This is a genomic window from Dyadobacter endophyticus (assembly GCF_014641595.1).
Taxonomy (GTDB): Bacteria; Bacteroidota; Bacteroidia; order Cytophagales; family Spirosomataceae; genus Dyadobacter; species Dyadobacter endophyticus.
Map to the genome: position 1 here is coordinate 1,752,558 of NZ_BMIA01000001.1, position 11,477 is coordinate 1,764,034.

General features: G+C 49.9%; 12 protein-coding genes. 2 read left to right on the top strand and 10 right to left on the bottom strand.

All coding sequences use genetic code 11. The annotated features are described in order from the left end of the window. Positions 1–29: 29 nt before the first annotated feature. The 6 genes from hisC to hisS form a co-directional block, all read right to left on the bottom strand. Positions 30–1,103, bottom strand: coding sequence for a histidinol-phosphate transaminase (gene hisC / locus IEY24_RS07145; protein WP_188930036.1), 1,074 nt, complete (start codon positions 1,101–1,103; stop codon positions 30–32). Positions 1,104–1,139: 36 nt separating this feature from the next. Beyond that, positions 1,140–1,592, bottom strand: a complete 453-nt coding sequence (locus IEY24_RS07150; RefSeq protein ID WP_188930038.1) for an RES family NAD+ phosphorylase — start codon at positions 1,590–1,592, stop codon at positions 1,140–1,142. Next, positions 1,592–2,020, bottom strand: coding sequence for an Xre family toxin-antitoxin system antitoxin (locus IEY24_RS07155; protein ID WP_188930040.1), 429 nt, complete (start codon positions 2,018–2,020; stop codon positions 1,592–1,594). The genes IEY24_RS07150 and IEY24_RS07155 overlap by 1 nt, the downstream gene beginning before the upstream one ends. A 69-nt stretch (positions 2,021–2,089) precedes the next feature. Beyond that, positions 2,090–3,358 carry a histidinol dehydrogenase gene (hisD, locus tag IEY24_RS07160; RefSeq protein WP_188930042.1) on the bottom strand — a complete coding sequence of 423 codons (1,269 nt, stop codon included), beginning with the start codon at positions 3,356–3,358 and terminating at the stop codon, positions 2,090–2,092. Between the two features lie 24 nt (positions 3,359–3,382). After that, entirely contained in the window at positions 3,383–4,246 is an 864-nt protein-coding gene (gene hisG / locus IEY24_RS07165) for an ATP phosphoribosyltransferase (protein WP_188930044.1), read from the bottom strand. Between the two features lie 46 nt (positions 4,247–4,292). Then, complete coding sequence (gene hisS / locus IEY24_RS07170; RefSeq protein WP_188930046.1) at positions 4,293–5,663, bottom strand: histidine--tRNA ligase; 1,371 nt, start codon at positions 5,661–5,663, stop codon at positions 4,293–4,295. Positions 5,664–5,806: 143 nt separating this feature from the next. Between hisS and IEY24_RS07175 the strand changes: the two genes are divergently transcribed. Further along, positions 5,807–5,959 carry a hypothetical protein gene (locus IEY24_RS07175; RefSeq protein WP_015810647.1) on the top strand — a complete coding sequence of 51 codons (153 nt, stop codon included), beginning with the start codon at positions 5,807–5,809 and terminating at the stop codon, positions 5,957–5,959. Between the two features lie 35 nt (positions 5,960–5,994). Here IEY24_RS07175 and IEY24_RS07180 read toward each other — a convergent pair whose 3' ends face one another. After that, positions 5,995–6,321 (bottom strand): hypothetical protein, encoded by a 327-nt coding sequence (locus tag IEY24_RS07180; RefSeq protein ID WP_229221552.1) that lies wholly within the window; start codon positions 6,319–6,321, stop codon positions 5,995–5,997. Positions 6,322–6,430: 109 nt separating this feature from the next. Between IEY24_RS07180 and IEY24_RS07185 the strand changes: the two genes are divergently transcribed. After that, positions 6,431–7,201, top strand: a complete 771-nt coding sequence (locus IEY24_RS07185) for a class I SAM-dependent methyltransferase (protein WP_188930050.1) — start codon at positions 6,431–6,433, stop codon at positions 7,199–7,201. A 102-nt stretch (positions 7,202–7,303) separates the two neighbouring features. Here IEY24_RS07185 and IEY24_RS07190 read toward each other — a convergent pair whose 3' ends face one another. From IEY24_RS07190 to IEY24_RS07200, 3 genes are read right to left on the bottom strand one after another with little or no spacing between them, the layout of a single operon-like run. Beyond that, entirely contained in the window at positions 7,304–8,320 is a 1,017-nt protein-coding gene (locus IEY24_RS07190; protein WP_188930052.1) for a glycosyltransferase family 2 protein, read from the bottom strand. Between the two features lie 33 nt (positions 8,321–8,353). After that, entirely contained in the window at positions 8,354–9,646 is a 1,293-nt protein-coding gene (gene hemL / locus IEY24_RS07195) for a glutamate-1-semialdehyde 2,1-aminomutase (RefSeq protein ID WP_188930054.1), read from the bottom strand. 19 nt (positions 9,647–9,665) lie between these two features. Beyond that, positions 9,666–11,369 (bottom strand): ABC transporter substrate-binding protein, encoded by a 1,704-nt coding sequence (locus tag IEY24_RS07200; RefSeq protein ID WP_188930056.1) that lies wholly within the window; start codon positions 11,367–11,369, stop codon positions 9,666–9,668. Positions 11,370–11,477: the final 108 nt, after the last annotated feature.

Genomic DNA, 11,477 nt, shown 5'->3' on the forward strand with positions numbered 1-11,477 from the left:
GAAATGTTCCGGGAACGCTGATATACCAGCTATGCAATAACGTTCCTGGGCTGGAATTTCTTTAATGATTCGATCAAAACTTCGTTTTCTTCTTTTGTCCCTACGGTAATCCGGAGGCATCCCTCGCATAAATGCACGCGCGAACGGTCGCGCACAATGATCGTTTCACGGATCAAATAATCCATTACGGCCTTCGCTTCCTCGAACTGCACGAGCAGGAAGTTGGCGTCCGTGGGGTGAATTTTGACCACAATCGGCAGGCTTTGCAGCATTTCGGTCAACGCGTCTCGTTGCTGGAGAATGTCGGCCACCATTTTGTCCTTCTTCTCGATGCCATTCAACCCTTCCAGTAACGCCTGCTGCGCGGGCAAACTGATGTTGTAGGGTGGTTTGATCTTGTTCAGAATGCGGATCAGTTCAGGTGAAGCAAAACACATGCCTACACGGATGCCCGCAAGGCCCCACGCTTTGGAGAATGTCTGCAATACGACCAGGTTGGGGTATTTGTCCAGATGCCCGATCCACGAAGGCTCGTTGGTGAAATCAATATAAGCCTCATCTACCACTACCAGACCGCTGAAATTTTCGAGAATGGTTTGGATGGCATCGTGCTGCATCACATTGCCCGTCGGGTTGTTAGGCGAGCAGATCCAGATGATCTTTGTCAAAGGCGTTACCGCATTCAGAACGGCCTCTGTATCGATTTGGTAGTCATTGGTAAGCGAGACCTTATCGATCTTCACATCATGGATCGAGGCGCTCACTTCATACATACCGTACGTCGGCGGCAGAATAATCACACGGTCCTGCCCGGGCGTACACGTAGCGCGCGTGAGCAAATCGATCGGCTCATCGCTTCCGTTCCCTAGGAAAATACGGTCGGGGCTTACCTGTTTGATCGGGCTCAGTTTCTGCTTGATTTCGGCCTGGTAAGGATCCGGGTAGCGGTTATAGTTCTCGCCGGTCACCGAACCGTACGGGTTTTCGTTCGCATCCAGGAATATGCCTACATGCCCGGTATATTCGTCTCTTGCGGATGAATACGGGGCCAGCGTGAGGATGTGCGGGCGAAGGATTTTGTTTAAATCGAAACTGTTATTCATACTATCGGAAATTACGGCGATTGCCGTGTGTGGATTCTATTTCTGTTTGAAGAGCCTTTTATCAAAATTCAGGGGCTCAATGTCGGTGATCCGGAGAGAGACAACGTCGGGATGCATCGGATTGACGAGGTAATTCTGCTCTGCCTTCACCACCACCGAAGGAACCCGCAGCAAAAGGGTGTTGCCCGGTTTCAGCCAGGTATCGCCTATGTCCTTGCTCCATTGCTGGTCCTCCTGCCAGTCGGCAATCAGTTTGGGCTCGGAAATGGTCGCCAGGTTATCGGGGATTTCCAGGGAAACGATCACGTAATTCGGGGGTGTCACGGTTTTATGCCAGTGCACGAGCACTTCCAGCATGGCCAGCGAGCGGTGTGAAGAAGTATAAAGCATAGCATTTCTCGGAGTGTTCCATCGTCCCCCGTTGTAGAAAGCCCCTATTCCACTCAAATCATCCTGATATTCCGATCTTGTTATCCTGAATAGCTCCATTAAGCGAAAATACCGTGTTCCATGCGCCCTAATTCGGTTTTGACCAGCTCAATGCCCGCATGGGTCCGTAAAAAGCTGATCGGTCTCTCACTACCCAGCGCAGGCACCTCGTTATTCAGCCAATCGAGGAAATATTCTTTACCCAAAACCCGGTTCCCCACGGAGAACAGATCGGCCAGGGCGATCAGATGATCAGAAACTACATTGCTAAGCAGATCGATATCGTTGTAACGCTGCAAGTTCCTGGAAGTAACAGGCAACAGCGCTATCACATCTTTAATATCCATCCCGATAGAATCAGCCAGATGCTGAATAGAAGCTTTCGGAATGCCGTTTTCGGCCAGGTATGCCAGGTCGAAATCATTTTTCACAGCATGTTTGAGGGTTTCGTAACCTCCCAAACGTTCGTTTACCATGTATGCTGTCATTTCCGTGTTTTTTAAGGCCGTTGAAATTTGTCCTCTAATTTAGGACAAATTTCCCGGTCTTAAAATTTTTCACAAAAGATTTTTCAAACGAATGCTCACGGCATTCTTATGGGCGTCGAGCGATTCGGCTGCTGCCATAGCTTCTACGGTAGGCCCGATGTTGCGGATACCTTCCTCCGTAATGTGCTGAACTGTGATTTTTTTCACAAAACTATCGACGGAAACACCGCTGTAAGCCCTTGCATAGCCGTTGGTAGGCAATGTATGGTTAGTACCCGAAGCATAATCCCCGCACGACTCAGGCGTGTAGTTCCCCAGGAATATCGAACCGGCATTGTAAATCTTCTCAGTAACCTCTTCCGCATGGGCAATGCTGAGGATCAAGTGCTCCGCCGCGTATTCGTTAAGCATTTCAATAGCTTCTTCGTCCGTTTCGACCAGTATCGCTTTACTGTTGGCCATCGCCTGTGCAGCTAGCTCCTTGCGCGGGAGTGCTTCCAGTTGCTCCGCCAATGCGATATTCACCGAACCAAGCAGTTTTTTGCTGGTTGAAACCAATAAAACCTGGCTGTCGGCGCCGTGTTCGGCCTGGGAAAGCAGGTCGGCGGCTACAAAGCAGGGCAAAGCCGTATCGTCCGCGTAGATCGCCACTTCCGACGGCCCGGCAGGCATATCGATCGCGACACCTTCTTTGCTGACCAGCATTTTGGCAGTTGTAACATATTGGTTACCCGGACCAAATATCTTGTAAACCTTCGGAACACTCTCCGTACCATAAGCCATGGCCGCAATCGCCTGCGCACCACCAATGCGGAATGCTTTGGTAACGCCCACAAGTTTGGCCGCGTACAAAATAGCAGGATGATCTGACGGCGTGCAAAGAACAATCTCCTTACAACCAGCAATTTGCGCCGGAATACCGAGCATCAATACTGTACTGAACAATGGTGCCGATCCGCCGGGAATATAGATCCCCACCTTCTCGATCCCCACGCTTTTACGCCAGCAGGTAACACCAGGCATGGTTTCCACCTTCTCGGGCGCTTGCAGCTGTCCCTTGTGGAATTTGTAGATATTCTCGTAAGCCTGACCGATCGCCGCTTTCAATGTATCGTCGAGGCGGTTACCTGCTTCGGCAATGTCTTTTTCTGAAAATGCGAGGTCGGTCAGTTCAATTTTGTCAAATTTCAGGGCGAGGGCTTTGATACCCGCATCGCCCTCATTTTTCACCTGTTCGAGCACAGGCTGCACCCGTGCCTCGATATCCTTGGCTTCCAGAACGGGCCGTGCCAGCAATGCAGGCCATTGTGCCCTTTCCGGAAATGGAATGATATTCATAATGTCAGAATCAAAACCCCATACTTAAACAATCATTTTCTCGATCGGGATAACCAGAATCCCTTCTGCACCGGCCTGGCGGATCTTCTCGATATTCTCCCAGAACTCGTTCTCGTTGATCACCGAATGCAGCGAGCACCAGCCTTCCGTCGCCAATGGGAGGATCGTCGGGGAACGCATACCCGGCAGGAACTTGGTGATATTCTCCACCGCATCCACAGGGCAGTTGAGCAAAATGTATTTGTTGTTCTTCGCTACCTGCACCGATTTGATTCGGAACAAAAGCTGGTCCAGCAGGTCTTGTTGAATATCCGAAAGGTGCTTGCTGGCGATCATGACAGCCTCGGAGCGGAAAATCGTTTCCACTTCTTTCAAACCATTGCTCAGCAACGTGCTGCCTGAGCTCACGATATCGCAAACCGCATCGGCCAGGCCAATGCTCGGCGCGATCTCCACCGATCCGCTGATCTCGTGGATATCAGCCGTAACATCATGAGATTTAAGATATTGTTCCAGCAAACGAGGGTAAGTAGTCGCAATGCTTTTGCCTTGCAGGTCCTGTACGCCGTTGTACACTGCCTCGCGCAAAACGCCAATCGACAGGCGGCATTTCGAGAAGCCCAGCTTGTGAACGGTATTCACATCCTTGCAGGATTCTTCCGATACATTCTCCCCTACGATCCCCAGATGTGCCACGCCGTCTTCCACATAACCTGGAATATCGTCGTCGCGCAGGAAAAGGATTTCGGCAGGAAAGTTCGTCGCGTCGGTTTTGAGTTTACCCGCACCGTTGTCGAAACGGATGCCGCATTCTTTGATCAGTTTTAAAGAATCCTCACTAAGCCTGCCCGATTTCTGGATGGCAATTCTTAAAATATTATCATTCATAAAGTTATAGGTTGCTCACGCAGCCGTTTGTCGGTATTTAATAGGGTTATTGGTCTTCCCGGGTCAGCAAAGTTATGATATCTTCCGTTTTCAGTTTCTCCTGCTCACCGGTTTTCATGTTTTTCAAAGTCAGCAAACCGGATTGCATTTCGTCCGAGCCGATTAAAATGACAAATGGGATGCTCTTGCGGTCCGCATAATCGAGTTGCTTTTTCAGCTTCACCGAATCCGGGTAAATCTCCGAGTTAATACCTGCTTTCCGGAACTTCGGCAGGATCGACAGCCCGTAAGTAAACGCCTCCTCATCGAAATTCGAGATCATCACTTTGGTACTCGTCTTCTGGCTTTCGGGGAAGAGGTTCAGTTCTTCCATTACATCATAAATACGGTCGACACCGAGCGAAATACCTACGCCTGAGATACCCGGAACACCAAAAGTGCCCGTCAGGTTATCGTAGCGGCCACCGCCCGAAATACTGCCGATCTGTACATGATTAGCCTTCACTTCGAAAATCGCACCTGTGTAATACGAGAGCCCGCGCGCGAGCGTGACGTCGAATTCGATCTTCGCATTTTCCAACCCCAGGACCTTCACCATCGCCCACACCTCTTCCAGCTCCTGGATACCTTTTAATGCAACTTCCGATTCGGCGAGCCAGCTTTTCAGCTCCGTAAATGGATCTTCATCGGCTGAAAGACTGAAAATCGGTTCGAGCTTATCGATACTATCAGAAGCGAAACCGCGTTCGAGGAGTTCCTCAACCACTTTGTCCTTCCCGATTTTATCCAATTTATCAATCGCGACACAAAGCGGTCCCTCCATTCCGTGCGCCCCGATCATGTCGGCGATGCCGGTCAGGATTTTGCGGTTATTGATCTTTACAGTAAAGTTGTTAATCCCCAATGCAGGCAGGATATCATGCAAAAGCATCACGATTTCGGCCTCGCAAAGCAGTGAATCGGTGCCTACCACGTCGGCGTCGCATTGGTAAAACTCGCGGTAACGCCCCTTCTGCGGACGATCGGCGCGCCAGACTGGCTGGATCTGGTACCGCTTGAAAGGCATTGCCAGTGTACCGCGGTTCATCACCACGTAGCGTGCAAATGGCACGGTAAGGTCGTAGCGCAGCCCTTTTTCGGAAATTTTGGTCGTTAGAGGCTTATATCCTTCTTTCCAGTCGCTGTCGGTGAGCTTGCCGCTGAAATCGCCCGAATTGAGCAATTTGAAGAGCAGCTGGTCGCCTTCCTCGCCATATTTACCCATCAGAACCGACAGGTTTTCGAAAGCGGGGGTTTCCAATGGTAGGAAACCATATCGTTGGAAAGAGCGTCGGATAGTGTCGAAAATGAAAGTACGCTTTGCCATTTGCTCCGGACCAAAGTCACGGGTTCCGCGGGCAAGAGATGGTTTACTCATTATAATAATGCTATCGATTTCGGCCTTGAATGGCCAATGAAACCGTAAAGTTAGGGCAGGTCATGCAATATTTATGACTATTGAGTGCAATATTTACGTTTAAATGCTTAATTTTGCGGCTCTTTCACAAAACAACTTTTACAATGGGAGTTACGGAATTAAAACGTAAAGGTCGCAGAAACAAAGCAGTAGCAAACAACCGCACTGCGAAGATCAAAAACCTTCTACGCAAACCAGAAGTGCGCAATGTTGACGTTGAGGCTATCAAGGCTCAATTCGAAGCAAATAAAAAATAATAAGCCTCTTCGGAAATGCTATTCAACTAGTCCTGTCAATCTGTTTTGGTAGGGCTTTTTGCTTTTTTAGAGGATTTGTGTTTTCCCGAAGCAGCTTTCAGATTGACCTTCCGCAGCAGCTGGCGCATGCTACGCCGCGTTTCGCGACGGACATCGAGCAGGATACGGAAACGCAGAGCCTCACCGAACATGATCAGGCCCCCGTTTATAAGTGCTAGACTGTAAAGCCCTAATACGACCCAAACCTGCGTAGGCTCTCCAATGCGCCGCTGGTGCGCCGCTTCGCTGAGAACGGTAAGACCAAAACTGAACAGCAACAAGCCCAACGGAGCGAGAATCATCCATTTTGTGCGGGTCGACATTCTTTTTATCAGTCGTTTACCAGGTGGTTTCGGGTCAATCGAGGGGATCATTAAACAGGCTATTCGATGTTATGATCCTAAAATTATTAATTTTTAGTTAATTGGTTTAATGAAATCCATCATTAGTTTAGTTCTGCGCTACATTCCGCGTCCCTACCTTCAACTTGTCGGACATTGGGCAGCGCGGTTACTCAGCATCTTTTATATCGGCAATAAAGTGGAATGCCCGGTGTGCAGCAGCAAATACCGTAAGTTCCTCCCCTACGGCCGCAACACGTCGAGCCGCGAGAACGCGCTGTGCCCTAGCTGCCTGTCGCTCGAACGCCACCGCCTGATGGCGCTGTATATGAGGCGCAAAACCAATTTTTATACCGCCAACCTCAAAGTCCTGCACGTAGCGCCCGAATACTGCTTCATCGACCGTTTCGAACAGATGAAAAACCTGGATTACATTACCGCCGACATCGAATCTCCCCTCGCCAAGGTGAAAATGGACATCCACCAGATCCCTTTTCCAGAAAACACTTTCGATGTCGCCATTTGCAACCATGTGATGGAACACGTCGACGACTATATTCTCGCCATGAGCGAGCTCCACCGTGTGCTCAAACCGGGCGGCTGGGCATTGATCCAATCCCCGCAGGACATGAAATACGAAGTAACCTACGAAGACCCGACGATCACCGATCCGAAGGAACGCGAAATCCATTTCCTTCAAAACGACCACCTGCGCCTGTTTGGCCGCAACTACGGTCGTGAACTGGAAAAAGGTGGTTTCAAAGTAACCGAGGACCGGTTTGTAATGGATGAACTGAGCAAAGCCGAGGTTTTGCGGTATTCGTTGCCCGGCGAGGAGATTGTCTATTTCTGTCAGAAGTAGCAGATCGCGTATTGGAGTATTATATAAGCAAAAGAGGCAGTTTCCCGGGAACTGCCTCTTTTGCTTTAAACTCTTGGCTATTCGTAACTACACCTGCCAACTTTACGAAGGATACTCAATCGCCGCCCCTGTTTCCCTATGCGATTTGTTTTCCCAAAGCCTCTTCCATCCTTCTTGAACAAAGCCTATTCCGTAGCCGAAAAGCTGCACAAATGCAGCCCCGATGCTCAGGAATGCAACTTCTGCGCTCTTCGTTTTGCGGAATGCATCAATGAACAACAATGCGACATAAATGGCCAGGAACCACAATCCGAGATAAAAGAATGGCTCAAAAATGAAGTACCACAATGGAATGCTGCAAACACCGAGCGTAAATAGTAACGGGAATGTATGCACGAGCTTCAGCTCGTCGGGATAATAGCGGGCAATGTTAATGCGCGCGCGACCGAAAAATTTCAGCTGCCTGAAAAACGCCCCGAACTGCGTGCGGCGTTTGTGGTAGATAAATGCCTCGGGGATCAATGCCGACTTGAAACCCAACCTCAATGCCGCGATACTGAACAGGATATCCTCTCCCATCCGGCTTGTCAGAAACCCTCCCGTACGCTCCCACACCTTACGCGAGAGGCCCATATTGAAGCTCCGAGGATGAAAGGTACCACCCATATTGCTCTTCTTACCGCGAATACCGCCTGTTGTAAACACCGACGTCATCGAGTAACTAATGGCTTTCTGAATGGGTGTAAATGAAGGATGGTCCGTATCAGGCCCGCCGTATAGGTCAACATAGTCGGTATTCAGGCGGTTTTCGACGATGGAGAGGTAGTTCGGCTCGATCAATGCATCCGAATCCAGCAATATGAAATAGTCGCCCGCAGCCCGCTCGAAACCGTGGTTACGCGCAAAACCCTGGCCGCCGTTTTCTTTGTAATGGTAATAAATGTCGAGTTTGTCTGAGAAAGTTTTTACGACTTCGTCAGCTTTAATTTTTGAACCGTCTTCAACGATTACCACCTCAAAATTGCGGTAAGTCTGCACAGCTAGACAGCCAAGCAGTTCCTCCAACTCGTCGGGACGGTTGTAAACGGGGATGATGATCGAGTAGCGGCGTGAGTTCAATTTTGAATGAGTGAATGATTGAATGCCTCAATGTTACCGAGTTATCTCCACAAGCGCTTCCTCATTCGCGGCAATAATCCTATCCAAATGCGCATCCGTTAGTGCCGTGGAGAGGAACATTGCTTCAAACTGGCTTGGGCCCATGTAAATGCCGCGGTTCAGCATGGCATGGAAATACTTGCCGAAAAGCGGCAGATCCGATGACTTGGCTGATGGGAAATCCGTCACGGCATTTGGCGTGAAGAACAGCGTGTACATGGAACCGATCTGGTTTAACGTGTAGTTCAAACCTAACTTCTCCATCGAAGCGCGGAAACCGTTGGCGAGCTTGCTGCCGGAGTTTTCGAGCTGCGTGTAAACTTCCGGATGCTCACTCAAATACGTAAGCATGGTATACCCTGCAGCCATGGCGATAGGGTTACCAGAAAGCGTACCCGCCTGATATACGGGTCCGGCCGGTGAAACACAATTCATGATCTCAGCCTTGCCACCATAGGCTCCTACGGGCATTCCTCCACCTATTATTTTTCCTAACGTCGTTAAATCCGGCGTAATTCCGAATCTTCCCTGCGCTCCTCCCTTAGAAAGACGGAAGCCGGTCATCACCTCGTCGAGGATCAGCACAATGCCTTCTTCATCGCAAATGCGGCGCAGGCCTTGCAAAAAGCCTTCTTTTGGGAGTACACAGCCCATATTACCCACGACCGGTTCGAGGATCAGCGCCGCGACCTGGCCTTTGTTGACATCCACGAGTTGCTGGACCGCTTCAAGGTCGTTGTAAGGGGCGGTTAATGTGTCGTTGGCAACGCCTTTTGTCACACCCGGACTATCGGGCGTGCCAAATGTAACTGCCCCGCTACCTGCTGCGATCAGGAAGCTGTCGCCGTGGCCGTGGTAGCAGCCTTCGAATTTGATGATCTTGTCCCTACCTGTATACCCGCGCGCTACGCGTATGGCCGACATCGTAGCTTCCGTCCCGGAGTTCACCATCCGCACCTTCTCGATCGAAGGCACCATAGAAACGATCAGTTCCGCCATTTCCACTTCCTTGCGAGTAGGCGCGCCAAAAGAGAATGAATGCTGAATTGCGTCGGAAACGGCTTTCTGGATCAGTTCATGCGCATGCCCGAGAATCATCGGGCCCCAGGAATTGATCAGTTCGATGTATTCGTTGCCGTCCTCGTCGTAGATGTAGGGGCCTTTGGCCGATTTGATAAACAGCGGGGAGCCCCCTACCGCACGGAATGCGCGCACAGGCGAATTGACCCCACCGGGAATATAATTTTGTGCTTTCTCGAAAAGTTGCTGGCTCGTTGAAGTATTCATTCTGTTAAAAAGGTTGGTATTATCTGTCCACAGGTACCCATTTGGAGCCGCTGTATTTCAGGACAGGTGTAATCTGGTTTTCATTCGCTTTGGTATAGTCAAAACCCGACAGCAGGAACTCTTCGCTACCAAACTTGCGCGATTGCAGGCCAGCAGGGAGCTTATCCTTGTATTTCGAAAGCATACGACCAAAGAAAAGCAGCTGGTCATAGCCCTGGTAGGAATACACCGAAGGAAAAGTACTGGTTTTATTATAATAATTCTTCTGGAACTGGCGGATCGTTTCTTTCTCGCGGTCTACGTGGTCCGCGTCGATGAGCGACAGTCGTGAGCCATAGCGCGACAAACGCGATTGCTGGCTGTTGAAGCTCGTCGAAGTAGCCAATACCGGCAGCGTGTTCAATTTACGGCCATTCAATACCTCTATCAGGTTTCCTCCCGATTCTCCATCCGACGAAAACAAGGCAATATGGGCCGGTTTGTTGGTTTCAAATGACGGGATCTTGCTTTCCAGCGATTCGCGGTCAGGCTGGATTTTGGATATGCTCGTTACCTTCCCTCCCTTTGCCTTCCATTCCGCTGCGTAGGAAGCCGCCATGGCCGAATCCTTGGGAGTATTGCCGTAATAAATTACCGTATTGAGTCCCGGCGAAAGGGTACGCATCCATTGTGCGGCTTTCTGGGTTTGAAAGGTGATGGAAGGATGACCCAGGTAAATATTGCCGCCTTTCAGCAAGTTTGCGTCCGTTGAAAGCGGGTTGAGCATAATTGCATTGCTTCCGGAAACAAAATCGGCTGCTACATCGAAAGTGCCCGCATACAATGGTCCGATGACCATATCCGAGAGCTGAAAGTTTTTGTTATCTGCAATCGCCTGCATGCTCTTTACATCGTTGCTAACATCGTAAGCCCACAGGTTAACAGTGATTCCCTCCGTTTGGAGCTGCTCTTTCGCTACCGTCAGCCCCAGATAATAGTCGTAGGCAAACTGATTGGAACGGCGTCTGGAAGTACTGAATTCATCCAGACGGAACGGTAACAACACGGCAACATCCAGGTAACCTTTCGTCCACTGCGTGTCCGACTTCGGCGCACTGCGTTTCGGTGCTTCCTCTACCTTTTCGCTTTTCCGGAATTTAAACTGCTTGTCAAGCTGGTCGGCATAGGCCAGATCGCCTTGCGCGGGAGTGCGCGCCGATTGAATGGATTGGTACACCATCAATGCGATATCGCGGTCGGAAGGATATTGTTTTTGCAGGTCTTTCAGTTTCAGGAAGTCTTTGATTTCGCCCAGGTGATGCTGTTTCAATGCCTGCACATCCTTGTTCAGCGACGATTCCTTAATCCTCCCAAGCTGGTCCAGGCCTTCGGTAATCTGCCCGTTTGCGAGGTTTACCGCCCCCAGCAGGTAATACACGTCATTGATTTTATTCCAACCGGGATACCGGCTTTGCAATTGCAGCAGCATCGGTCTGGCATCCTTATAGCGTTTCAGCTGATAGGCGCTCAATGCATAATAGTAATGTGCGTACGGAGAATAGGCCGTTTTGGCGTTGACGCTGGTCATGGGATAAAACTTATCCATCGCCACAGCATATCTGCCTTGTTTGTAATCTGCCAGGGCCGACCGGTACCTGCTTTCCGCCTGGGCATTACCCTGTCCGAAAGTCGTCTGATACAAGCCGATCTGAACGGTCAAAATCAAAAAAAAGATAACTCTCATCAGGATTTCGGGGTCAAGATTGTGCTGATCTTTCTTATACAAAAAACCTGCCCAAAATGGAAAAAAACGGGCAATATCCCAACCGGAACATTGCCCTTTATTAATACG

Coding starts and splice junctions, on each gene's coding strand:
- hisD (WP_188930042.1), bottom strand. CDS start 3,358: ATGAATATCATTCCATTTCCGGAAAGGGCACAATGGCCTGCATTGCTG.
- hisG (WP_188930044.1), bottom strand. CDS start 4,246: ATGAATGATAATATTTTAAGAATTGCCATCCAGAAATCGGGCAGGCTT.
- IEY24_RS07185 (WP_188930050.1), top strand. CDS start 6,431: ATGAAATCCATCATTAGTTTAGTTCTGCGCTACATTCCGCGTCCCTAC.
- IEY24_RS07155 (WP_188930040.1), bottom strand. CDS start 2,020: ATGACAGCATACATGGTAAACGAACGTTTGGGAGGTTACGAAACCCTC.
- IEY24_RS07180 (WP_229221552.1), bottom strand. CDS start 6,321: ATGTCGACCCGCACAAAATGGATGATTCTCGCTCCGTTGGGCTTGTTG.
- IEY24_RS07200 (WP_188930056.1), bottom strand. CDS start 11,369: ATGAGAGTTATCTTTTTTTTGATTTTGACCGTTCAGATCGGCTTGTAT.
- hemL (WP_188930054.1), bottom strand. CDS start 9,646: ATGAATACTTCAACGAGCCAGCAACTTTTCGAGAAAGCACAAAATTAT.
- hisS (WP_188930046.1), bottom strand. CDS start 5,663: ATGAGTAAACCATCTCTTGCCCGCGGAACCCGTGACTTTGGTCCGGAG.
- IEY24_RS07150 (WP_188930038.1), bottom strand. CDS start 1,592: ATGGAGCTATTCAGGATAACAAGATCGGAATATCAGGATGATTTGAGT.
- hisC (WP_188930036.1), bottom strand. CDS start 1,103: ATGAATAACAGTTTCGATTTAAACAAAATCCTTCGCCCGCACATCCTC.
- IEY24_RS07175 (WP_015810647.1), top strand. CDS start 5,807: ATGGGAGTTACGGAATTAAAACGTAAAGGTCGCAGAAACAAAGCAGTA.